This is a genomic window from Rubrivivax sp. JA1026 (assembly GCF_011065555.1).
Classification (GTDB): Bacteria; Pseudomonadota; Gammaproteobacteria; order Burkholderiales; family Burkholderiaceae_C; genus Rubrivivax; species Rubrivivax benzoatilyticus.
The window spans coordinates 65806-89238 of record NZ_JAALCQ010000007.1 but is presented as its reverse complement, the minus strand read 5'-3'; the positions used below and the strand labels follow the sequence as shown (position 1 = coordinate 89238).

19 protein-coding genes are annotated in these 23433 nt (G+C 71.9%); 9 read left to right on the top strand and 10 right to left on the bottom strand.

Annotated features, from left to right (window positions below; genetic code table 11):
* Positions 1 to 12 precede the first annotated feature (12 nt).
* Both G5B56_RS13010 and G5B56_RS13005 read right to left on the bottom strand, forming a co-directional pair.
* On the bottom strand, positions 13 to 774 hold the full coding sequence (locus G5B56_RS13010; protein ID WP_009855774.1) for a DUF1365 domain-containing protein: 762 nt from the start codon (positions 772 to 774) through the stop codon (positions 13 to 15).
* Positions 774 to 2066, bottom strand: a complete 1293-nt coding sequence (locus G5B56_RS13005; RefSeq protein WP_164963464.1) for an NAD(P)/FAD-dependent oxidoreductase — start codon at positions 2064 to 2066, stop codon at positions 774 to 776. The genes G5B56_RS13010 and G5B56_RS13005 overlap by 1 nt, the downstream gene beginning before the upstream one ends.
* A gap of 480 nt (positions 2067 to 2546) precedes the next feature.
* On the opposite strand from G5B56_RS13005, the gene G5B56_RS13000 reads away from it, so the two are divergent.
* Together G5B56_RS13000 and G5B56_RS12995 are read left to right on the top strand one after the other, a co-directional pair.
* Positions 2547 to 3485 carry a MerR family transcriptional regulator gene (locus G5B56_RS13000; protein WP_009855772.1) on the top strand — a complete coding sequence of 313 codons (939 nt, stop codon included), beginning with the start codon at positions 2547 to 2549 and terminating at the stop codon, positions 3483 to 3485.
* Positions 3486 to 3560: 75 nt separating this feature from the next.
* Complete coding sequence (locus G5B56_RS12995; protein ID WP_009855771.1) at positions 3561 to 4400, top strand: ferritin; 840 nt, start codon at positions 3561 to 3563, stop codon at positions 4398 to 4400.
* Positions 4401 to 4430: 30 nt separating this feature from the next.
* Here the strand turns inward: G5B56_RS12995 and G5B56_RS12990 are convergent, their stop codons facing one another.
* Complete coding sequence (locus G5B56_RS12990; RefSeq protein WP_164963463.1) at positions 4431 to 5330, bottom strand: DMT family transporter; 900 nt, start codon at positions 5328 to 5330, stop codon at positions 4431 to 4433.
* 8 nt (positions 5331 to 5338) lie between these two features.
* Entirely contained in the window at positions 5339 to 8068 is a 2730-nt protein-coding gene (gene glnE / locus G5B56_RS12985) for a bifunctional [glutamate--ammonia ligase]-adenylyl-L-tyrosine phosphorylase/[glutamate--ammonia-ligase] adenylyltransferase (RefSeq protein WP_164963462.1), read from the bottom strand.
* Positions 8069 to 8192: 124 nt separating this feature from the next.
* Between glnE and G5B56_RS12980 the strand changes: the two genes are divergently transcribed.
* Positions 8193 to 8993: a carbon-nitrogen hydrolase family protein gene (locus G5B56_RS12980; RefSeq protein WP_009855768.1), complete on the top strand. Its 801-nt coding sequence runs from the start codon at positions 8193 to 8195 to the stop codon at positions 8991 to 8993.
* Here G5B56_RS12980 and G5B56_RS12975 read toward each other — a convergent pair whose 3' ends face one another.
* Both G5B56_RS12975 and G5B56_RS12970 read right to left on the bottom strand, forming a co-directional pair.
* A complete protein-coding gene (locus G5B56_RS12975; RefSeq protein WP_009855767.1) occupies positions 8994 to 10145 on the bottom strand; it encodes an FAD-dependent monooxygenase in 1152 nt (383 codons plus the stop codon). It abuts the gene before it with no gap.
* A gap of 32 nt (positions 10146 to 10177) precedes the next feature.
* On the bottom strand, positions 10178 to 10846 hold the full coding sequence (locus G5B56_RS12970; RefSeq protein WP_009855766.1) for a histidine phosphatase family protein: 669 nt from the start codon (positions 10844 to 10846) through the stop codon (positions 10178 to 10180).
* Between the two features lie 96 nt (positions 10847 to 10942).
* Between G5B56_RS12970 and G5B56_RS12965 the strand changes: the two genes are divergently transcribed.
* Together G5B56_RS12965 and G5B56_RS12960 are read left to right on the top strand one after the other, a co-directional pair.
* Positions 10943 to 11923: an aldo/keto reductase gene (locus tag G5B56_RS12965; protein WP_009855765.1), complete on the top strand. Its 981-nt coding sequence runs from the start codon at positions 10943 to 10945 to the stop codon at positions 11921 to 11923.
* A gap of 90 nt (positions 11924 to 12013) precedes the next feature.
* On the top strand, positions 12014 to 14203 hold the full coding sequence (locus G5B56_RS12960; protein ID WP_164963461.1) for a PhoX family phosphatase: 2190 nt from the start codon (positions 12014 to 12016) through the stop codon (positions 14201 to 14203).
* An 18-nt stretch (positions 14204 to 14221) separates the two neighbouring features.
* On the opposite strand, the gene murU is transcribed toward G5B56_RS12960, so the two are convergent.
* Complete coding sequence (murU, locus tag G5B56_RS12955) at positions 14222 to 14914, bottom strand: N-acetylmuramate alpha-1-phosphate uridylyltransferase MurU (RefSeq protein WP_164963460.1); 693 nt, start codon at positions 14912 to 14914, stop codon at positions 14222 to 14224.
* Between the two features lie 78 nt (positions 14915 to 14992).
* On the opposite strand from murU, the gene tkt reads away from it, so the two are divergent.
* Together tkt and gap are read left to right on the top strand one after the other, a co-directional pair.
* On the top strand, positions 14993 to 17020 hold the full coding sequence (gene tkt, locus G5B56_RS12950; protein WP_164963459.1) for a transketolase: 2028 nt from the start codon (positions 14993 to 14995) through the stop codon (positions 17018 to 17020).
* 168 nt (positions 17021 to 17188) lie between these two features.
* Entirely contained in the window at positions 17189 to 18184 is a 996-nt protein-coding gene (gene gap / locus G5B56_RS12945; RefSeq protein WP_009855761.1) for a type I glyceraldehyde-3-phosphate dehydrogenase, read from the top strand.
* Positions 18185 to 18374: 190 nt separating this feature from the next.
* Here gap and G5B56_RS12940 read toward each other — a convergent pair whose 3' ends face one another.
* From G5B56_RS12940 to G5B56_RS12930, 3 genes are read right to left on the bottom strand one after another with little or no spacing between them, the layout of a single operon-like run.
* Positions 18375 to 19022: a hypothetical protein gene (locus G5B56_RS12940; RefSeq protein ID WP_009855760.1), complete on the bottom strand. Its 648-nt coding sequence runs from the start codon at positions 19020 to 19022 to the stop codon at positions 18375 to 18377.
* The gene (locus tag G5B56_RS12935; RefSeq protein WP_009855759.1) at positions 19016 to 19939 is read right to left on the bottom strand and encodes a biotin--[acetyl-CoA-carboxylase] ligase; all 924 of its coding nucleotides are present in this window, start codon (positions 19937 to 19939) and stop codon (positions 19016 to 19018) included. The genes G5B56_RS12940 and G5B56_RS12935 overlap by 7 nt, the downstream gene beginning before the upstream one ends.
* Positions 19940 to 19943: 4 nt before the next feature.
* Complete coding sequence (locus G5B56_RS12930; protein WP_029718853.1) at positions 19944 to 20432, bottom strand: SET domain-containing protein; 489 nt, start codon at positions 20430 to 20432, stop codon at positions 19944 to 19946.
* 98 nt (positions 20433 to 20530) lie between these two features.
* On the opposite strand from G5B56_RS12930, the gene G5B56_RS12925 reads away from it, so the two are divergent.
* Positions 20531 to 23125 carry a DNA topoisomerase III gene (locus tag G5B56_RS12925; protein ID WP_164963458.1) on the top strand — a complete coding sequence of 865 codons (2595 nt, stop codon included), beginning with the start codon at positions 20531 to 20533 and terminating at the stop codon, positions 23123 to 23125.
* Positions 23122 to 23433: a DUF167 domain-containing protein gene (locus G5B56_RS12920; RefSeq protein ID WP_164963457.1), complete on the top strand. Its 312-nt coding sequence runs from the start codon at positions 23122 to 23124 to the stop codon at positions 23431 to 23433. Before G5B56_RS12925 ends, G5B56_RS12920 begins: the two co-directional genes overlap by 4 nt.

The window sequence follows — 23433 nt, the reverse complement described above, 5'->3', positions numbered from 1 at the left end:
GCGGTTCCTGGGTCAGCGGGTGGTGAAGGCCCGGGGCGGTTCGGGCTTGCTGAAGAACGGCACGCGCTTGAGCCACAGCTGCAGCGCCTGCCAGTGGATGCGCACGATGACGCCCAGGGACATCATCGGCATGCCGAAGAAGGCCGCGCGCGCGGCGGCCGTGGTCAGCGGGGCCAGGCGGCCGCTGACGCTGGTCAGCAGCAGCGGGCCTTCGTCGTCGTCGTGGTCCACGCGCGCCACCGTGCGCTCGGCGGTGCGCAGGAAGCGGAAACGGTAGCGGCCTTCGACGCGGCAGAACGGCGACACGTGAAAGACCTTGCGCGCGACGAGCTCTCGGCCCCAGCGCAGGTCCTCGCCGGCGAGCAGGTAGCAGTGGCGCTCGCCGAAGGTGTTGTTGACCTCGGCGACGATCGCCGCCAGCGAGCCGTCGCGGCGCTCGCAGTACCAGAAGCTGACCGGCTTGAAGACGTAGCCCAGCACACGCGGGTAGGTGTGCAGCCAGATCTCGCCGTCGGCGTCGGCGATGCCTTCGGCGGCCAGCAGCTCCTCCAGCCAGGCCAGCGAGTCGGCGCGGCCGTCGCCGTGGTCGGCGTCGTGGAAGGCGACGAGGCCGAAGCGGTTGCGCCGCACCGCGGCCTCGGGCTGCGCCCGCAGCCGCCGCATCGGCAGCAGCATGAAGTAGGTCGGGTACTCGAACGTGTGCCCGGCCGGCTTCAGCCGCCGGTGGCGCACGACGCCGGTGCCCAGCAAGGCCTGCGGGGTGGTGCCGTCCATCACGTCGCCTCGTGCAGCGCCGGGCGGCCGGCCTGCCAGTGCGAACGCAGCGAGCGCACCGCGTCCAGCGCCGAGGCCAGCCCGTCCTCGTGGAAGCCGTAGCGGGTCCAGGCGCCGCAGAACCAGGTGCGGGCGCGGCCCTGCAGCGCCGGCACGCGGCGCTGGGCCTCGATCGCGCCGAGGTCGAACACCGGGTGCGCGTACTCGATCTCGCGGAACACGGTGCCCGGTGCGGGCTCGGTGACGGGATTCAGCGAGACGACGACCGGCGTCGTCCACGGCAGCGGCTGCAGCCGGTTGAGCAGGTAGTGCAGGCAGACGGCCGCCTGCTCGCGGCCGCGGTCGGGCGAGCGCACGTAGTTCCACGACGCCCAGGCCAGCTTGCGCTTGGGCAGCACCGAAGCGTCGCTGTGCACGACGGCGCGGTTGGGCTGGTAGCGGATCGCGCCGAGCACGGCGCGCTCGTCGTCGCTGGCGTCGGCCAGCAGCGCCAGCGCCTGGTCGCTGTGGCAGGCGAGCACGAGCTCGTCGAACCGTTCGGTGCCGGCCGGCGAGGTGACGCTCACGCCGTCGGCGTCGCGGCGGATCTCGAACACCGGGCAGGAGACACGCGCGTCGGCGATGCGCGGCAGCATCTTCCGGACGTAGTTGCGGGCGCCGCCCTTGACCGTGTGCCACTGCGGCCGGTCGTTCACCTGGATGAGCCCGTGGTTGTGGCAGAAGCGGATCATCGTCGCCACCGGGAAGCGCAGCATCTGGTCGGTCGGGCAGGACCAGATGCAGCCGATCATCGGCAGGAAGTACCAGTCGCGGAAATCGTTGCCGAAGGCGTGGCGGTCCAGGAACTCGCCGATCGGCTCGGCCAGCGCGTCCTCGGCGGCGGCTTCGGCGATCGCCGTCGCCAGGCGGTTGAAGCGCACGATCTCGGCCAGCATCTTCAGGAAGCGCGGGCGCAGCAGGTTGCGGCGCTGCGCGAAGACCGTGTTCAGGTCCGAGCCGCTCCACTCCAGGTCGTGCTCGCGCGCCTGCACCGAGAACGACATGTCCGACGGCGCCGTCTCGACGCCGAGTTCGGCGAACAGGCGCAGCAGGTTGGGGTAGGTGCGGTGGTTGAACACCAGGAAGCCGGTGTCCACGCCGTGCGTGACGCCGCCGATCGTCAGGTCGATCGTGTTGGTGTGGCCGCCGAAGTAGTCGCCCGCCTCGAACAGCGTGACGCGGGCATCGGCGGACAGCTCGTAGGCAGCGGCGAGGCCGGAGATTCCGGAGCCGACGACGGCGACGCGGCGCATCAGCGGCTCCCCGCCGCGCCATGCGCGTTCAGCGGGCCGTGGCCCCGCAGGGCCGGCGCACCGCGCGAGGCGGTGCGCCGGGAAAGAAAAGCCGTCGTGCGGCGGCGCTGAGCGAACGAGGGAGGGAGGGAGGAGGAGGAGAAACGCTCAGGCTTGGCAGACAGGGAACCCGTGAGTCCGCACGACGTGAGAACCGTGGCCGCGGTGGCGACCTGCTTGCCCGCTGTGACCGGGACCGTCGCGCAAAGTTCCGCGGCCAATGGCGACGCGGGGGAGGCGAACCTGGGGATCGGCTGCGGCTTCGGTGTCATGTGAACCTCTCGGTATGAGGATGACTATACAGTCATCTTTCAGGTCTTGCAGTTCATGCCACGTCGTTGACGAGGCCGTGTCCTGTTCAAAACCTGGGCTTGGGCCTATATTAGGCCAACTTTTGAAATCAAGCATGGTTTTGTCCAGGACAACCACAAGGCGGAACGGATGAGCGATCGCACCACGGCTGAAGCGCTGACGCTGTCGATCGCCGCTGTCGAGCGCGACACCGGGCTCAGCAAAGACACCTTGCGGGTCTGGGAGCGGCGCTACGGCTTCCCGTCGCCGTCGCGTGACGCGCAGGGCGAGCGGGCCTACCCGCTCGAGCAGGTCGAGAAGCTCCGCCTCATCAAGCGCCTGCTCGACGCCGGGCACCGGCCGGGCCGCATCGTGCCGATGCCGGCCGCCGAGCTCAACGAGCTCACCGCGTCGACCGTCGACCAGCCCCAGCGCCGCGCCGAGAACCCGGTGGCGGCGGCCGATCTCGACCGCGCGCTCGAACTGCTGCGCCGCCACGACCCCGCCGCGCTGCGTCGCGAGCTCGGCCGCATGCTGGTGCGCCACGGCATCTCGCGCTTCGTCGTCGACGTCGTCGCGCCGCTGAACACCGCCGTCGGCGACGCCTGGCTGCGCGGCCAGGTCGAGGTCTACGAGGAGCACCTGTACACCGAGACCGTGCAGAGCCTGCTGCGCCAGGCCATCGCCTCGGTGCCCGAGCCGCTGGACGGCGGTGCGCCGTCGGTGCTGCTGACCACCTTCCCCGGCGAGCCGCACGGCCTGGGCCTGCTGATGTGCGAGACGCTGATGGCGATGGACGGCTGCCGCTGCGTCGCGCTGGGCACGCAGACGCCGCTGTGGGACATCGTGCTGGCCGCGCGCAGCTACCGCGCCGACGTCGTCGCGCTGAGCTTCTCCGGCTGCATGAGCCCCAACCAGGTCGTCGACGGCCTGGCCGAACTGCGCGAGAAGCTGCCGGCCGGCACCGGGCTGTGGGTCGGCGGCAGCGCGCCGGTGCTGTTCCGCCGCCGCATCGACGGCGTCACCGCCCTCGACTCGCTGGAGCGCATCGGCGTCGAGCTGCAGCGCTGGCGCGAAGCGCGGGGATGAAGCCGGAACAACCCGCCGCGCACGCGGGAGGCCGCCGCTGCCTAGACTGCAGCGTCGCGACACCTTTGCCCCGTCATGCTGTATCCCGAACTCTTCAAGCAGCTCGAAGCCGTGCGCTGGAACCTCGACACGGACATCCCGTGGGAGCGTTTCGACGCCGCCCTGCTCAGCGACGAGCAGGCGCAGACGATCAAGATGAACGCCATCACCGAGTGGGCGGCGCTGCCGGCCACCGAGATGTTCCTGCGCGACAACCGCGGCGACAGCGACTTCTCGGCCTTCATCAGCGTCTGGTTCTTCGAGGAGCAGAAGCACTCGCTGGTGCTGATGGAGTACCTGCGGCGCTTCCGCCCCGAGCTCGTTCCGACCGAGGACGAGCTGCACGCGGTGCGTTTCGAGTTCGACCCGGCGCCGGCGCTGGAGACGCTGATGCTGCACTTCTGCGGCGAGATCCGTCTCAACCACTGGTATCGCCGCGCCGCCGAGTGGCACACCGAGCCGGTGATCCGGGCGATCTACGAGACCCTGGCACGCGACGAGGCGCGCCACGGCGGCGCCTACCTGCGCTACATGAAGCGCGCCCTCGTGCGCTTCGGCGACGAGGCGCGCACCGCCTTCGCCAAGGTCGGCGTGCTGATGGCCAGCGCGCGCCGCACCGCGCAGGCCCTGCACCCGACCAACCTGCACGTCAACGCCAGCCTGTTCCCGAACGACACCGTGCAGAGCCGCCTGCCCGACCCGGCGTGGCTCGAGGCCTGGCTGGACCGCCAGATCCGCTTCGACGCCGAGTGGGAGGGCCGCGTCGTCGAACGCATCCTGCACAACCTCGGCCTGCTGTTCGGGCGCAGCTTCGCCAACGTCCAGGACCTGAACCGCTACCGCAAGGAACTGGGCCGCGGCGCCCAGCCGGCCTGAACCCCGGCGCAGCGCCGCCGCCGCGCGCGATCAGCCGCGGTTGACCAGCGCGATGCCGGCGCAGACGGCGGCCAGCGCCACCAGCAGCTGCGCCGTCGCCGGCTCGCCGAGCAGCAGCACGCCGGCGAGCAGCCCGAACACCGGCGTCAGCAGCGTGAACGCCGACAGCCGCGTCGCCGGGTAGTGGCGCAGCAGCCAGAACCAGACGAGGTAGCTGGCGAAGGTCACGACGACGATCTGGAAGGCCAGCGGCGCCAGCGAGGCCGGCCCCGGCATCGCCGCCAGCGTCTCGCCGCCGGCCCACGACGCCGCGGCCAGCGCGACGGCCGACACCGCCAGCTGCCACAGCAGCGTCTTCTCCGGCGCCGCGCTCGCCAGCCGGCTGCCGCGCAGCGTCAGCGTCGTCAGCCCCCAGATCACCGCCGCGGCGACGCCGAGCGCATCGCCCAGCCACTGGCGCTCGCCGGCCGTCGGCGCCTGCAGCCCTTCGGCGAAGGCCCAGACGACGCCGGCGAAAGCCGCCGCCAGCCCGGCCAGCTGCGCCGGCTGCAGGCGCTCGTCGTGCACGACGAAGGGCATGCCCAGCGCGACGACGAAGGGCGCGAGGTAGATGAAGACCACCATGCGCGACGCCGCGGTGTGCTGCAGGCCGATGAAGATGCAGCCGAACTCGAGCGCGAACAGCAGCCCCATCGCCAGCCCGGCGCGTGCCGTGCCGTCGGCCTCGAACAGCCGGATGCCGCGCCAGCGCGCCCAGGCCGCGACCAGCAGCGCGGCGCCCGCCGAACGCAGCGCGGCCTGCATCAGCGGCGGGATCTCGGCCAGCGCGAGCTTGGTCGCCACCTGGTTCAGGCCCCAGAGCGCGCAGCAGACGACGACGAGCACGATGGCGCGCGCGTCCAGCCGCGCGCGGCGGTCGGTCGGGGACATCGGGCGCGTCAGCCTTCGCCGAAGACCGCGCGCCACAGCGCCAGCACGGCGTCGCGCTGCGGCGCCAGACGCTCGGGCTCGAACTGCGTCGGCTGCTCGTCCAGGCGCGCGGTGTGCTGCGCGCGGCGCAGCTCGCGGTAGGCGTCGGCGGCGGCGCGGCCGACGCCGGCCGGCAGCAGGCCGCCGTCCTCGGCCATCACCAGCAGCGCGATGTTGCCGAGGTTGCCGATCAGCTCCGGATGCGTGCGCGAGTGCGCGAGCACCAGGTACTGGACGGCGAACTCGACGTCCATCATGCCGCCCGGCGAGTGCTTGACGTCGTAGCGCCCGGCACGCACCGGGTGCGCGTCGCGCACCTTGCGGCGCATCGCGCCGATCTCCTCGCGCAGCGCCTGCGGGTCGCGTTCGGCGACCAGCACCGCACGCCGCGTGGCGTCGAAGGCCGTGGCCAGCGCCGGGCCGCCGGCGGCGCAGCGCGCCCGTGTGATCGCCTGGTGCTCCCAGGTCCACGCGGTGTTGCTGCCGCGGCCGACCTGGTAGCGGTCGAACGAGGCGATCGAGGTCACCAGCAGCCCCGAGTTGCCGTTGGGGCGCAGCGCGGTGTCGATGTCGAACAGCTCGCCGGCCGCGGTGCGCAGCGTCAGCCAGGTGATCAGCTTGCGCACGAAGGCGCCGTAGATCTCCTGCGCGCGCGCCGGGTCGGCCTCGTCGGCGTCGTCGAAGAGGAAGACGACGTCCAGGTCGCTGCCGTAACCCAGCTCCTTGCCGCCGAGCTTGCCGTAGGCGATGACGGCCAGCGCCGGCTGCTCGCGGTGGGCCTGGCGGAAGCGGCTCCAGGCCCAGCGCACGGTGATCGCGAGCATCGTGTCGGCCAGCGCCGACAGGTCGTCGGCGACCTGCTCGACCGTCAGCTCGCCTTCGACGTCGCGCACCAGCGTGCGGAAGACCTCGGCGTGGTGCGCCTGGCGCAGCATGTCCAGCAGCCGCTCCTCGTCGCACTCGCCGGCGCGCTCCCAGGCCAGGCGCCGCTCCTCCAGCTCGGCGGCGAAGCTCTCGCGGTCGAAACGCTGGTGCTGCAGGCGGGCGTCGGCCAGTTCGTCGATGACACCCGGGTGGCGCATCAGGTACTGCATCGGCCAGCGCGCCAGCCCCAGCAGGCGCAGCAGCCGGCGCTGGACCTCGGGGCGCTCGGCGAGCAGCGCGAGATAACTCTCGCGGCGCAGCAGCGGCTCGACCCAGTCGACGAAACGCAGCGCCGCCTGCTCGGTGCAGCCGCCGTCGGCGATGCCGCGCGCCGCGGCCTGCATCAGCCGGCCCAGGCGCAGCCGGCTCTCGTCGCGCAGCGCCTGCACGCGCGGCTGCGTCGCCCAGTGGCGCAGGCGCTCGGCCAGCGCCGGCGGCATCTTCTCGAGCAGCTGTTCGCTGTCGATCGGCAACGGCCCGGTGCCGCACTGGCGGCAGCCGTTGCGGCCCTGGCCGTTGCCGCCCGCGGCACCTTCCATCAGCAAGGCGTCGAACTCGGCGGCGACCGTCTCGCGCGCCTCGCAGAGGCGGTCGAGCATCGTGCCGGTGTCGCCGCCGTCCAGGCTGGCGGCGATCCAGGCCAGGTCCTCGTCGCCGGTGGGCAGCAGATGCGTCTGCTGGTCGTCGAGGTACTGGATGCGGTGCTCGATGCGCCGCAGCAGCGCATAGGCGTCGGCCAGGCGCTGCGCGGTCTCGGCCGACATCAGCCCGCGTGCCGCCAGCTTGCCCAGCGCACGCAAGGTGCTGCGCGTGCGGATCTCGGGGAACTGGCCGCCGCGCACGACCTGCATCAGCTGGACGATGAACTCGATCTCGCGGATGCCGCCGCGCGACAGCTTGACGTCGTTGGCGCGCTCGGGGCGGCCGGCGGCGCGGCGCTGGGCCTCGTCGCGGATCTTGCGGTGCAGCTGGCGCAGGCCCTCGAAGACGCCGTAGTCCAGGTAGCGGCGGTAGACGAAAGGCGTGACCAGCGAACGCAGCGCCAGCGCACGCTGCGTGCCGACCGCCGCACGCGGCGCGACGATGCGGCTCTTCAGCCACGCGAAACGCTCCCACTCGCGGCCCTGGACCTGGAAGTACTCCTCCAGCATGCCCAGGCTGACGACCGGCGGCCCCGAGTTGCCGTTGGGCCGCAGCGCCAGGTCGACGCGGAAGACGAAGCCGTCCTCGGTGGTCTCGCCAACCAGCGTGTACAGGCGCTTGGCCACGAAGGCGAAGTACTCGTGGAACGAGACCGGGCGCGGCCCCGTGGTCTGGCCTTCGTCCTCGTAGACGTAGATCAGGTCGATGTCCGACGAGACGTTGAGCTCGCGTGCGCCGAGCTTGCCCATGCCGATGACCCACAGGTCCACCGGGCGGCCGTCGGCGTCGATTGCCGCGCCGTAGCGTTCGTCGGCGTCGAGCCGGGCCTGGGCCAGCGCCAGCTCCAGCGCGGCCTCGGCCAGCCAGGTCATCGTCGCGGTGACGGTCTCCAGCGGCGCGCCATCCTCGACGTCGAGCACCGCCAGGCGTTCGAGCACCAGCTGGCGCGCGACGCGCAGCGCGGCCGGCAGCTCGCGGCCGCGTTCGCGCAGCGTGGCGACGAGCGTGACGATGGTCTCGAAACCGGGCGCTCCCGGCGGCAGCAACGCACGCTCGGCTTCGTAGCGGCGCCGGATGCGCTGCACGAATCGGCTGTGCGCCGCTGACACTGCGGCGCTCTGGACGGCTGACATGGACGACCCTCCGAAGGTCTTTGCTCTTGTCGAGGGCGCCGATTCTGCGCTGAAGCCCCGTGGCGTGCAGGCGGCAGGGCTGAGTCCGGGCCCTGTGGGGCCGCCCTGACGCAGAATGGCCTGCATGAAGGTCGCCGCCGTCCAGATGGTCAGCACGCCCGATCTCGGGCGCAATCTCGAAGCCGCCGCCCGCCTCGTCGGCGAAGCCGCGGCCGCCGGCGCGGGGCTCGTCGCGCTGCCCGAGTACTTCTGCCTGATCGGCCTGCGCGACACCGACAAGCTGCCGTTTGCCGAACCCGAGGGCGACGGCGCGATCCAGCGTTTCCTCGCCGACATCGCACGCCGCCACGGCGTCTGGCTGGTCGGCGGCACGCTGCCGCTGCGTGCGCCCGACGGCCAGCGCGTCTACAACCGCTGCTGCGTCTACGGCCCCGACGGCGTCGAAGCCGCGCACTACGACAAGATCCACCTCTTCGCCTTCGACAACGGCCGCGAGCGTTATGCCGAGGCGACGACGCTGGCCGCCGGCGACACGCCGATCGCGCTGCAGTGCGGGCCGCTGCGTGTCGGCCTGTCGGTCTGCTACGACCTGCGGTTCCCCGAGCTGTACCGCGCGCTGATGGCGCCGCCCTGCGACCTGCTGTGCGTGCCGGCGGCCTTCACCTACACGACGGGCCGCGCGCACTGGGAGCTGCTGCTGCGCGCCCGCGCCGTCGAGAACCAGTGTTACGTGCTCGCGCCGGCGCAAGGCGGCCAGCACGAGAGCGGTCGCCGCACCTGGGGCCACAGCCTCGTCGCCGACCCCTGGGGCGAGGTGCTGGCGGTGCGGCCGGAAGGTGAAGGCGTGGTGCTCGCCGAGGTCTCGCCGCAGCGCCTGGCCGAGGTGCGCACGCAGTTGCCGGCGCTGGCGCACCGGCGGCTGTAGTCAGCGCGATCCGAACATCATCCTGCGTGCCAGCCAATGGCGCGCCGGCGTGATCTGCTGCAGCGCTGCCAGCCCGAGGCCACGCGCCAGGCCCAGCCCGGGCAGCTGCCAGGTGAAGCTGCGTGCCAGGAAGTCGGTCGTCGCGATCGTCGCCCAGCGGTCGGGCGACCGTGCCCATTCGACACGCGCCAAGGCGCTGTCGACATCGGCCGCGTGCCGCAGCGCGGCGACGAGTTCGTGCGCGTCGCGCAGGCCGAGGTTCAGTCCCTGGCCGGCGACCGGGTGCAGCGTCTGCGCGGCGTTGCCGATGCGCACCGAGCGGCCGTCGACCAGCGTGCGTTCGGCGTTCAGGCCGAGCGCGAAGTCTTTCAGCGGCGTGATCTCGCGCGGCCGGCCGGCGGCCGCCGGCAGGCGCTCGGCCAGCAGCGCCAGGCGCTGGCGCGCGGCCAGCGGGCGCACCGGGTCGTCGTCGCTGGGCACGCACCAGACCAGCGAGGCGCGGCCGTCGGCGCGCGGCAGCAGCGCCAGCGGCCCTTCGCGCGTGAAACGTTCGAAGGCCACGCCCTGCGGCAGCCCGTCCAGCGCCAGCGTGCCGACCCAGGCCGTCTGGCGATAGTCGTGCACGACGGCCTTGCGCACCTGGCCGGCGAAGACGCCGCCTTCGGCGACGACGGCGAGGTCGAAACACTCGGCGATGTCGGCGTCGAGCTCGACGCCGCCGGCCATCGGCTTGACCGCCTGCACCGCGGTGCCCAGGCGCAGCCGCAGCCTGCGCGGCTCGGCGGCCACCGCCGCTTCCCAGCCGCGCTGCAGCGGCGCGACGACCTCGCCGTACGTCGCCACCGCACCGAGCAGCGGCACGCCGAGCTCGGCGGCGCGGATGTGCACTTCGGCGTCGCCGAAGGACGGCGGCTGCTGCGACACCTGCACCTCGGCGATGGCCTGCGGCGGCGTCCAGTCGACGAGGCGCTGCAGGAACTGCACGCTGCCCAGCGACAGCGCCAGCGTGCGCGGGTCGGCGGCGACGTCGTGTGTCGCCGCGCGGGCGTCGAAGACGGTGATGCGGGCGGCGGGCAGCACGCGCGCGGCGTGCAGCGCCAGCGCCAGCCCGACCGGGCCGGCGCCGACGACGGCGATGTGGACCTCGTGCATGGGCCGATTCTCGCCGGCCGGCTTGGGCCCGCTCAGGTCGAGGTCACCCAGCCCCGGCGCTCCGGATGGTCCAGGTGCGGCAGGTGGTTGAAGGCGACCAGCATCAGCCGCTTCGGTGTGATCGCGACCTCGGTCAGCGCGCTGTTGCGGAGGCGCAGGTTGAGGTCGATCGTCACCTCGTGCGGCGTGCGCAACAGGTGGCCGAGCGCGGTGCAGATCGGCCCGCCGCTGGCGACCAGCAGCACGTTGCCGTCCTGGACGCGCTGCACCTCGTCGAGCACGGCGACGATGCCGGCGCGCCAGTCGACGTAGCTCGGCATGCCGGCCGGTGCGATCTCGCCGGCCATCCAGCGCGCCAGCGCTGCGCGCAGCAGCTGGAAGTAGCGGCGGTAGGACTCGGGCGTGTCGGCCGCCGGCAGCGGCTCGGGGTGCGCGGCCTTCAGCAGCGCCAGGCTGTCGTACTCGTCGAGCTGCGGCCGCAGCGCCGCCGGCGGCACCGCACCGTGGCCCTCGGCGATCGCCTCGTACGAGGCGCGCTGGCGCTTCAGCGAACCGTGGAAGGCGGCGTCGAAGCGGATGCCGCGCTCGCGGAACCAGATGCCGAGCTGGCGGCACTGGCGCTGGCCCAGCTCGCTGAGCACGTCGTAGTCGTCGGCGCCGAACGAGGCCTGGCCATGGCGCACGAGGTAGAGCGTTCCCATCGCGCCGATTGTGGACGCCCGCCGCCGGGCCGGCTGTCGCCGCAGCGACCCACTAGCATCGGCCTCCTGTCTCTCATCGTGCCTTCCGCCACCACCATGCAATACCGCCGTCTGGGCCGCTCCGGCCTGCGCGTCAGCGCGCTCTCGCTGGGCTCCTGGGTCACGTACCACAACCAGGTCGACGTCGACGCCGCCGTCGAGATGATGGCCGCCGCCTACGACGCCGGCGTCAACTTCTTCGACAACGCCGAGGCCTATGCCGGCGGCCAGAGCGAGCTCGTGATGGGCCAGGCGCTGCGCCGCCTGGGCTGGCCGCGGCTGAACTACGTCGTCACCAGCAAGTACTTCTGGGGCCTGGACCGCAGCGGCGAGGCCGTCAACCGCAAGGACACGCTGAACCGCAAGTACCTGATGCAGGCCGTCGACGGCTCGCTGCAGCGCTTCGGCCTGGACTTCATCGACGTCATCTACTGCCACCGCCCGGACCCGAACACGCCGATCGAGGAGACCGCGCGCGCGATGAACGACCTCATCGTGCAGGGCAAGGCGCTGTACTGGGGCACCAGCGAATGGAGCGCCGCCGACATCCGCGCCGCCTGGGAGCTGGCCGATCGCCACGGCTGGCACAAGCCGGTGGTCGAGCAGCCGCAGTACCACCTGTTCCACCGCCGCCGCGTCGAGCAGGAGTACGCCCGCCTCTACGAAGACCTGGGCCTGGGCCTGACGACCTGGAGCCCGCTGGCCTCGGGCCTGCTGACCGGCAAGTACCGCGGCGGCGTGCCTGCCGGCAGCCGCGGCGCGATGGAGAACATGGCCTTCCTGCGCGACGGCCTGACCGACGCGGCCAAGAACGAGGCCGTCGCGAAGCTCGAGCCGATCGCCGCCGAGCTCGGCGGCACGCTGGCGCAGCTGGCGATCGCCTGGGTGGCACACAACCCGCGGGTCAGCAGCGTCATCACCGGCGCCTCGCGTGTCGAGCAGCTGAAGGCCAACCTCGGCGCGATGGCGCTGGTCGAGCGCCTGACGCCGGAAGTCCTGTCCCGCATCAACGGGGTTACCCAGGGTCTAGCGGACTGACGTTTGTCATGCATCTGTCGCGGGCGCCCGGGAGCATCCGGGGTTTCGCGGCAGGCCCCCGCCTGCCCAGCACCCCAGCAGGAGCCAGGCATGAAGGGCAAGCAGCATCCGCGCAACGACGTCTCCCTCAATCCGTCGACCTCGCGTGACATCCACGCCGTCGTCGACGCCGTCGACCCGGCGCGCCGGCGTTTCGTCGGCGGTGGCCTGGGCGCCGCGGCGCTGGCCTCGGCCGGCGGGCTGACGCTCGGCGGCCTGGTCGACAGCGTCGAGGCGCGTCCGCTGGGCCGCCCCGCCGCAGCGGACGGCGGCCTGCCGGGCATCGGCTTCACCAGCGTGCCGCCGAGCCTGGCGCCGGTGGCCGACCGCGTCACCGTGCCGGCGGGTTACACCGCGCGCGCCTTCGTCGCCTGGGGCGACCCGATCATGCCGGGCGGCCCGGCCTTCGCCGGCGATGCGCGCGAGAGCGCCGCCGAGCAGGCGCTGCAGTTCGGCATGCACAACGACGGCATGCACTTCTTCCCGTTCCCGCGCCGCGACGGCCGCGAGAACCCCGAGCACGGCCTGCTGTGCGTGAACAACGAATACACGCACGAGGAGGTGCTGCACCCCGACGGGCTGGTCGGCGCCGGCTACACGCTGGCCAAGACGCGCAAGTCGCAGGCCGCACACGGCGTGTCCATCGTCGAGGCGGCGCGTGTGCGCGGCCAGTGGCGTGTCGTCAGGCGCTCTCCGTTCGGCCGCCGCATCACCGCCAACACCTTCATGCGCATCTCCGGTCCGGCGGCCGGCCACGCGCTGCTGAAGACGCGCGAGTTCACGATCACCGACGCCGCGACCACGCCCACCGGCGGCACGACCGACGGCACGGTGGCCTACGGCACGATCAACAACTGCGCCCACGGCTGGACGCCCTGGGGCACCTACCTGACCTGCGAGGAGAACTGGAACGGCAACTTCGGCGCCACCGGCGCCCTGGACACCACGACCGCCACCGAGACGGCCAAGCTCAACCGCCGCTACGGCCTGAGCACCTCGGGCAACGGCTACCGCTGGCACACCACCGATCCGCGTTTCGACCTCAGCACCAACCCGAACGAGCCGCACCTGTTCGGCTGGGTCGTCGAGATCGACCCCTTCCGCCCCGACAGCACGCCGGTCAAGCGCACGATGCTCGGCCGCTTCAAGCACGAGAGCGTGCAGCACGTCGTCGACGACGATCACCGCATCGCCTTCTACATGGGCGACGACGAGCGCAACGAGTACATCTACAAGTTCGTCGCCAAGCGCCGCTACAACCCGGCGCTGCGCGCGGCCAACCGCAACCTGCTCGACGAGGGCACGCTGTACGTCGCGCGTTTCGACAGCGACCTGACCGGCGTCTGGATCGCGCTGGCGCCCGACACCGTCGGCATCGACGGCGTCAAGCTGCGCGACAACCCGAACTTCGCCGGCGCCGACGACGCCGAGGTCCAGGCCAAGATCCTGATCAAGACGCGCATGGCCGCCGACGCCGTCGGCGCGACGATGATGGACCGCCCGGAGTGGACCGGCGCACGCCCGCGCATCGGCGGCTTCGAGGAGATCGAGGTCTACTGCACGCTGACCAACAACAACCGCCGCGGCACCAGCACCGCTTCGTCCAACGCCGCCGACGGCAGCACCGCCGCCGGCTCGGCGCGCCCGCCGGTGGACGCGGCCAACCCGCGCGAGGACAACGTCTACGGCCACATCATCCGCTGGCGCGAAGCCGGCAGGAGCGTCGCCGCGACGCGTTTCGCCTGGGACCTGTTCGTGCAGGCCGGCGACAGCGCGACGACGAAGACCGCCAAGCCGAGCAACGACTACCGCGGCAACATCGCCGACGACCCGAACGGCAGCGCCGACTACGGCGCGCCCGACGGCCTGTGGTTCGACCCCTTCGGCCGCCTCTGGGTGCAGACCGACCAGGCCGGCAACGCCCAGGGCGACTGGGTGCACATCGGCGCCAACTGCATGGTCTGCGCCGACCCGGCCACCGGGGCCACGCGCCGCTTCCTGACCGCGCCGCCGAACGCCGAGGTCACCGGCGTGACGATGACGCCCGACGGCCGCACGATGTTCGTCGGCGTCCAGCACCCGGGCGAGGACTCGAGCGCGGCCAACCCGACGCAGTACTCGAACTGGCCGCAGTCGCAGTGGTCGGTCGAGTCCGACGGCGTGACGCCGCTGCCGGGCGGGCGCCCGCGTTCGACGGTCGTCGTCATCACCAAAGACGACGGCGGGATCATCGGGACCTGAGGCCGCTGTCGGCGCTGCTCAGTCCAGCGCCGCGAGCTGCTGGGGCGTGCCGACGTTGTGCCACTCGCCGCGCCAGGGCTCGCCCGACAGGCGGCCCGCCGCGGCAGCGGCGAACAGGTGCGGGCCGAGTGGCGCACGCGTGCCGGCTTGCAGCCCGGCGACGATCGCCGGGCGCAGCAGCGCCAGGTTGGCGTAGGTCCAGGCGCGTTCGCCATCGCGCGACAGGCGGCCGCCGGGGCCGAGCGCGAAGTCGCCGCGGGTGTTGAAGTCCGGGTTGGGCACCAGCCACAGGTGGCCCAGGTCGCCGCTGTCCTCGAAGCGGCGGCGCTCGGCGTCGTCGAAGCCGAAATCTGGCGCGACGATGTCGCCCGAGACGACCCAGAAGGCCTCGTCGCCGTTCGGCGCCAGCCAGGGCAGCGCGGTGGCGATGCCGCCGGCCGTTTCCAGCGCACCGCCCCAGGCCGCCCCCTCGGCCGACCAGCGGATCACGAGGCCCCAGCGCGAGCCGTCGCCCAGCGCGGCCGGGAACTGCTCCTCCAGCCAGGCGGTGTTGATGACGACCTCGCGCACGCCGGCCTTGGCCAGCGCGAGCAGATGCCACTCGATCATCGGCCGCCCGCGCACCGGCAGCAGCGGCTTCGGTGTGGTGTCGGTCAGCGGTCGCATGCGCTCGCCGCGGCCGGCGGCGAGGATCAGGGCTCGGGCGCTCATCGGCCGGCAGTGTAGGGGCGCCCTAGAATCGAAGGCTTTCTTCACCCACGGCGGCGCCCTCGCGGTTGCCGGCGCAGCATGGCCAAGACCTCCTCCCCTGACACCGCGCTGATGGCCAACGCGGTGCGAGCGCTCGCGATGGACGCGGTGCAGCAAGCCAACTCCGGCCACCCCGGCGCCCCGATGGGCATGGCCGAGATGGCCGTCGCGCTCTGGGGCCGCCACCTCAAGCACAACCCGGCCGACCCGAAGTGGGCCGAGCGCGACCGCTTCGTGCTGAGCAACGGCCACGGCTCGATGCTGATCTACGCGCTGCTGCACCTCACGGGCTACGACCTGCCGGTCGAGGAGCTGCGCAACTTCCGCCAGCTGCACAGCAAGACGCCGGGCCACCCCGAGGTCGACGTCACGCCGGGTGTCGAGACGACCACCGGCCCGCTGGGCCAGGGCATCACCAACGCCGTCGGCATGGCGCTGGCCGAGAAGCTGCTGGCCCAGCAGTTCAACCGCCCGGGCCACGAGATCGTCGACCACCGCACCTACGTCTTCCTCGGCGACGGCTGCCTGATGGAAGGCATCAGCCACGAGGCCTGCGCGCTGGCCGGTGCCTGGAAGCTGAACAAGCTGGTCGCGCTGTACGACGACAACGGCATCTCGATCGACGGCCAGGTCGCGCCCTGGTACGTCGACGACGTCGCCAAGCGTTTCGACGCCTACGGCTGGAACGTCGTCGGCCCGGTCGACGGCCATGACGTCGCCGCCGTCGACGCGGCGCTGGCCCAGGCTCGCGCCTCGGCCACCAAGCCGACGCTGGTGATCTGCAAGACGACGATCGGCAAGGGCTCGCCGAACCGCGCCGGCACCTCCAAGGCGCACGGCGAGCCGCTGGGCGCCGCCGAGATCGCGCTGGTGCGCGAAGGCCTGGGCTGGGCCCACGAGCCCTTCGTCGTGCCCAAGACCGCCTACGCCGCCTGGGACGCGCGCAAGACCGGCGCCGCCGCGCAGGCCGCCTGGAACAAGGCCTTCGCCGCCTACCGCGCCGCCTTCCCCGAGCTGGCCGCCGAGTACGAGCGCCGCATGAAGGGCGAGCTGCCCGCCGGTTTCGCGCGCATCGCCGCCGACGCCGCGATCGCCGCCCACGACAAGGCCGAGACGGTCGCCACGCGCAAGGCCAGCCAGCTGGCGCTGGAAGCCTTCACCCAGGCCCTGCCCGAGCTGCTCGGCGGCTCGGCCGACCTGACCGGCTCCAACCTGACCAACACCAGCTCGACGCCGGCGCTGCGCTTCGGCGACGACGGCGCGGCCAACGGCGGCCGCCACATCAACTACGGCGTGCGCGAGTTCGGCATGGCGGCGGTGATGAACGGCGTCGCGCTGCACGGCGGCTTCATCCCCTACGGCGGCACCTTCCTCACGTTCAGCGACTACAGCCGCAACGCGATCCGCATGGCGGCGCTGATGAAGCAGCGTGTCGTGCACGTCTTCACCCACGACTCGATCGGCCTCGGCGAAGACGGCCCGACGCACCAGAGCGTCGAGCACGCCGCGTCGCTGCGCCTGATCCCGAACCTGGACGTCTGGCGTCCGGCCGACACCGCCGAGACGACGGTGGCCTGGACGGTGGCGATCGGCAACACCGATCGCCCGACGGCGCTGCTGCTGTCGCGCCAGAACCTGCCGTACGCGCCGAAGGCGACGCTGGAGGACATCGGCAAGGGCGCCTACGTGCTCGCCGAGCCCAGCGAGGTGGGCCTGAAGAAGGCGCCGCAGGCGGTGATCATCGCCACCGGCAGCGAGGTCCAGCTGGCGCTGCACGCCCAGGCCCAGCTGGCCGCCGCCGGCATCGCCGTGCGTGTCGTCAGCATGCCCAGCACGACGACCTTCGACCGCCAGAGCGTCGAGTACAAGCTCTCGGTGCTGCCGGCCAAGCTGCCGCGCATCGCCGTCGAGGCCGGCGTCACCGACGGCTGGTGGAAGTACGGCTGCGCCGCCGTCGTCGGCCTCGACCGCTACGGCGAGAGCGCGCCGGCCGGCGTGCTGTTCAAGCTCTTCGGCTTCACGCCGGAGAACGTCGCCGCGGTCGTGCGCAAGGTGCTCGACCGCTGACCGCCGTGGGCTGCGCCACTCGCGTTTGCCCTCCACCGCCCGCGGGCCGGCGCGTGACCCCTCGCGCCGCCTGCGGCAAGATCGCTCCCTAATGGCGCCGGCCGGGCCGCGAGGCCCGGTCGCCCAGGCGCCGAAGCCCGTTCACCTTCACCGTTCAGGAGAGACGACATGACCATCAAGATCGGCATCAACGGCTTCGGCCGCATCGGTCGCATGGTGTTCCGCGCCGCGATCAAGCACTTCGACGACATCGAGGTCGTCGCGATCAACGACCTGCTGGAACCCGACTACCTGGCCTACATGCTGCAGTACGACAGCGTGCACGGCCGCTTCAAGGGCGACATCGCCGTCGACGGCAACACGCTGATCGTCAACGGCAAGAAGATCCGCCTCACCGCGATCAAGGACCCGGCCGAGCTGAAGTGGGGCGAGGTCGGCGCCGACATCGTCGTCGAGTCGACCGGCCTGTTCCTGACCAAGGAAACCGCCGAGAAGCACCTGGCCGCCGGCGCCAAGAAGGTCATCATGAGCGCGCCGTCCAAGGACGACACGCCGATGTTCGTCTACGGCGTCAACCACGAGACCTACGCCGGCCAGGCCATCGTCTCCAACGCCAGCTGCACGACCAACTGCCTGGCGCCGGTCGCCAAGGTGCTCAACGACACCTTCGGCATCAAGCGCGGCCTGATGACCACGGTGCACGCCGCCACCGCGACGCAGAAGACCGTCGACGGCCCGAGCAACAAGGACTGGCGCGGCGGCCGCGGCATCCTCGAGAACATCATCCCCAGCTCCACCGGCGCTGCCAAGGCCGTCGGCAAGGTCATCCCCGAGCTGAACAAGAAGCTCACCGGCATGTCCTTCCGCGTGCCGACCTCCGACGTCTCGGTCGTCGACCTGACCGTCGAGCTGAACAAGGACGCCTCGTACGAGGAGATCTGCGCGGCGATGAAGGCCGCCAGCGAGGGCCCGATGAAGGGCGTGCTCGGCTACACCACCGACAAGGTCGTCGCCACCGACTTCCGCGGCGAGAGCTGCACCTCGGTGTTCGACGCCGACGCCGGCATCGCGCTGGACAAGACCTTCGTGAAGGTCGTGGCCTGGTACGACAACGAGTGGGGCTACTCCTGCAAGGTGCTGGAGATGGTGCGCGTGATCGCCTGAGCCCCCGGCCGCCTGGCGGCCGCCCCCCGAGGGGGCTCCGAACCCGACCGGGAGACCCGGATCGGGTTCGGCCCGCGCCGGGTGACGCCGCTCCCCCTGACCGCCTGCGGCGGTCTGTCCCCGAGGGGAGTTCGGCGGCTTGGCGATGACGACGGCCCCCACGCGGGGCCGTTTTTCATGGGCGGCGCGTTCAGCGCGGGCAGCGGTGGAAGCGGGTGCCGCCGGGCAGCGCGGTCTCGCCCAGGCGGGCCTGCAGCGTGGCGTCGGCGCGCGGCACACGCAGCCAGTGCTGCGGCGGCGGGGGCGGCAGCGCGACGGCGCGCGCGGTCTTCACGCCCTTGGCCGAGGCGGCGGCCAGCGCCCGTTCGGCGTCTTCGCGCGAACCGTGGCGCGACAGCACGAGACCGGGGGCGAGTTCGGCTGGCGCGTCCAGCGCTTCGTGGGCCACACGCAGCTTCTGCAGCGCGTCGCTGCGGGCGCGCCGCTGCGCGGCGTCGTTGAAGCGGCCCATGTAGACCAGCCAGACCGGCGGCGGCTGCAGCTCGCGGCGTTTCCAGAGGTCGCCGGGCAGGCCGGCGGCGATCAGCGCCTGCTCGGCGCTGCCGACGTCGGCGTCGTTGAACGGGCCGGCCTCGACGCAGGCGACGCTGGCTGCCGCCGCGCTGGCGGCCTGCGGGCTGACGATGCGCAGCGTGTCGGCGTTGAGCTGGGCGGCCAGCCGCGCCGGCTCGCGCTGGCCGTGCTGCGGCGGCGGCACCGCCGGGTCCAGCCAGCCCCGGGCCCAGGCGAAGAACAGCAGGTTGGCGCCGATCAGCAGGGCGGCCAGCGCTCTCAGCATGCGTCGTCCCGCAGGCGCACGCTGACCTCGCCGCTGACCAGCGTGTGCAGCGTGCCGGCGCGCACGCGCAGCGCGCCGCGTTCGTCGACGCCTTCGGCCACGCCGTGCAGAGGTTCGGCCCCGGTGGTCGTCACCGGCAGGCCGGCCAGCAGGTCGCGGCGCTCGAAACCGGCCTGGAAGGCGGCGAAGCCTTCGGCCTCGAAACGCTGCAGCGCACGCACCAGCGGCGCGGCCACCGCGGCCAGCGCACGCGGCGCGCTGGTGTCGCCGTCGAGCTCCTGCAGGCAGGCGTAGCCGTGTGTCAGGCCCTCGGCCGGCTGCGGCAGCACGTTCAGGCCGACGCCGACGATGCACATGCGGCGCTGGTTGACCGGCACGGTCTCGATGAGGATGCCGCCGAGCTTGCGGCCGCGGCCCGGGCCGTCGAGGATCCACAGGTCGTTGGGCCACTTCAGCCCGATGCGCGGCGGCGCGATGTCCAGTGCCTCGGCGAGCGCGACGCCCACCGCGAGCGACAGCCCCGACCAGTCGCGCGGCGCCAGCGGCAGTGCCAGCGAGAAGGTCAGCGACGCGCCCGCAGAGCCCAGCCAGTCGCGACCGAGGCGGCCGCGGCCGCCGGTCTGGTGTTCGGCCACCAGCAGGCAGGGTTCGGTGTCGCCGGCGCGGCGGCCGTAGGGGGCACGCGGCACGTCGCCGACGTCGCGCAGCTCGCCCGGCCGCGAGACCGGCGCGTCGCGCTGGCCGGCCTGGGCGCGGGCGCGTTCGATCAGGCGTGTGTTCGTCGAGTCGGTGCGCGCGACGACCTCGACGCTGACCCCGGGCAGCAGCGGCTGCAGCTGCTGCCAGATGTCCTCGGCGCCCCAGCGCAGCGGCGCGCCGCTGCTGGTGTGGAAAGGCGAGGGAACCGGGGCGTCCATCGGGTCAGCGGCGTTTGGGTGCGAGCATCGTGCCGCGGCAGTTCGGGCTGCCGCAATGGCAGGCGTATTCCTTCTTCAGCCTGGCGGTGTAACGCTCGTCGATCACCAGGCCGTAGTCGTAGAACAGCTCCTCGCCGGGCTGGATGTCGCGCAGCGCGTCGATGAAGACGCGGCCATCGTCGAGCTGCTGGGCCTCGCAGTTCGGGTCGCAGGCGTGGTTGATCCAGCGCGAGGCGTTGCCGCCGACGTTGGCGTCGATGACGTGCTCGTCGTCGACGTGGAAGTAGAAGGTGTGGTTGGGCTGCGCCGGGTCGTGCGGGTGGCGGCGCAGCGCCTCGGGCCAGTCGATCAGCTCGCCCTTGTATTCGATCAGCCGGGTGCCCGCGGCGATGGCCTGCAGCGCGAAGACACCCTTGCCGTGCACCCCGCTGCGCCGCACCTGGATGCGCCGCGAATCGCTCTTTGGCGCCGCCGGTTGCACGGTCTTATTCATTGGGTACATTGAAATTACAGGGGCGCGCGCGTGTGTGCGTGCGCGCGAAAGACGGCGGATTGTAGGCACGGCTTGCGTCGCCGTGAGCCAAGGCAGACATGACCAAGACTCTCATCATTGCGGAGAAGCCCAGCGTCGCGCAGGACATCGCGCGAGCGCTGACGCCGGTGGCCGGCAAGTTCGAAAAACACGCCGACCATTTCGAGAACGACCGGTACGTCGTGACCTCGGCGGTCGGCCACCTCGTGGAGATCAAGGCCCCCGAGGCCTACGACGTCAAACGCGGCAAGTGGAGCTTCGCCCACCTGCCGGTGGTGCCGCCGCATTTCGAGCTGGCGCCGATCGACAAGTCCAAGTCGCGGCTGTCGGCGGTGGTCAAGCTGGTCAAGCGCAAGGACGTCACCGACCTCGTCAACGCCTGTGACGCGGGGCGCGAGGGCGAACTGATCTTCCGCCTGATCGTCCAGTACGCCGCGGCCGGCAAGCCGTTCAGCAAGCCGATCCGCCGCCTGTGGCTGCAGAGCATGACGCCGCAGGCCATCCGCGACGGCTTCGACAAGCTGCGCAGCGACGAGCAGATGCAGGGCCTGGCCGACGCCGCGCGCAGCCGCTCCGAGGCCGACTGGCTGGTCGGCATCAACGGCACGCGGGCGATGACGGCGTTCAACTCGCGCGACGGCGGCTTCTTCCTGACCACCGTCGGCCGGGTGCAGACGCCGACGCTGTCGATCGTCGTCGAGCGCGAGGAGAAGATCCGCAAGCACGTCGCACGCGACTACTGGGAGGTGCGCGCCGCCTTCGACGCCCAGGCCGGGCAGTACGAGGGCAAGTGGTTCGACCCGAAGTGGAAGAAGAACCCCGACGATGCCGAAGCGCGTGCCGACCGGCTGTGGAACGAAGCGGATGCCCAGGCCATCGCCGCCGCGGTGCGCGGCCAGCCGGCCACCGTCACCGAGGAGGCCAAGCCCAGCTCGCAGAGCAGCCCGCTGCTGTACGACCTGACGACGCTGCAGCGCGAGGCCAACTCGCGCTTCGGCTTCTCGGCCAAGACCACGCTGTCGATCGCCCAGGCGCTGTACGAGAAGCACAAGGTGCTGACCTACCCGCGGACCGACTCGCGCGCGCTGCCCGAGGACTACGTCGGCGTCGTCAAGCAGACCTTCGCGATGCTTGCCGATGAAGAGCTGCCGGGGCCGCTGGCGGCGCTGTCGCAGCATGCGCGCAAGGGCCTGGACGCCGGCTACGTGAAGCCGACCAAGCGGGTCTTCGACAACACCAAGGTCTCGGACCACTTCGCCATCATCCCGACGCTGCAGGCCCCGAAGAGCCTGACCGAGATCGAGGCCAAGCTCTACGACCTGGTCGTCAAGCGTTTCATCGCCGTGTTCTATCCGGCGGCCGAGTACATGGTCACGACGCGCATCAGCAAGGTCGCGGTGGCCGAGGCGACGCACCACTTCCAGACCAACGGCAAGGTGCTGGTCAATCCGGGCTGGCTGGCCGTCTACGGCAAGGAAGCCCAGGACGAGGATGCCAACCTGGTGCCGGTGACGCAGGGCGAGACCGTGCGCACCGAGGGCGTGGACGTCAAGCAGCTGAAGACCAAGCCGCCGGCGCGCTACACCGAGGCGACGCTGCTGTCGGCGATGGAAGGTGCGGGCAAGCTGATCGACGACGACGAGCTGCGCCAGGCGATGGCCGAGAAGGGCCTGGGCACGCCGGCCACGCGCGCCGCGATCATCGAAGGCCTGATCCTCGAGAAGTACATGCTGCGCGAGGGCCGCGAGCTGCAGCCCACCGCCAAGGCCTTCCAGCTGATGACGCTGCTGCGCGGCCTGGCGATCGAGGACCTGACCAAGCCCGAGCTGACCGGCAACTGGGAGTACCAGCTGTCGCAGATGGAGCACGGCAAGCTGAGCCGCGAGCGTTTCATGGCCGAGATCGCCAAGATGGCCGAGCGCATCGTCAAGAAGGCCAAGGAATACGACCGCGACACGATCCCGGGCGACTACGCGACCTTGTCAACGCCGTGCCCGAACTGCGGCGGCGTGGTCAAGGAGAACTACCGCCGCTTCGCCTGCACCGGAGCCGCCGGTTCGCCCGAAGGCAGCGGCTGCGGCTTCAGCATCACCAAGCTGCCTGCCGGCCGCACCTTCGAGGTCGCCGAGGCCGATGCGCTGCTGCGCGACAAGCGCCTGGGCCCGCTGGACGGCTTCCGCTCCAAGGCCGGCTGGCCGTTCAGCGCCGAGCTGCGCATCGTGCACGACGAGGAGATCGGCAACTGGAAGCTGGAGTTCGACTTCGGCGACGACGACAAGCCCGCCGAAGGTGAAGGCGAGCCGGTCGACTTCAGCGGCCAGCAGAGCCTGGGCCCGTGCCCGAAGTGCCGCAGCCACGTCTACGAACACGGCAGCAGCTACGTCTGCGAGCACGCCGTCGGCGCGCACACGACCTGCGACTTCAAGAGCGGCGCCGTGATCCTGCAGCAGCCCGTCACCCACGAGGAGATGACGCGATTGCTGACCACCGGCCGCACCAAGCTGCTCGAGGACTTCGTCTCGAACAAGACCAAGCGCAAGTTCAAGGCCTTCCTCGTCTACGACGCCAAGGAAGGCAAGGTCGGCTTCGAGTTCGAGCCGCGTGCCGCGCGGCCGCCGGCGAAGAAGGCGCCGGCGCGCAAGACCGCGGCGTGAACGACGCGCCGCCGTGCCTGAGTGCGGCCGGCGCGGCGGCCAGCCGGCTGCGCGTGGCGGTGGTGCCCAACGCGCGCCGCACCGGCGCCGACGGCCTGCACGACGGCGCGCTGCGCGTGCGACTGAACGCACCGCCGGTCGACGGCAAGGCCAACGACACGCTGCTCGCCTGGCTGGCCGACGAGCTGGACCTGCCCAAACGGGCGGTGCGGCTGACGCACGGCCAGACCGGCCGCCGCAAGACGATCGAGCTCGACGCCGCGCCCGAGGCCGTGGCGGCCTGGCTGGCGCGCGTGCTCGGCGCCTGA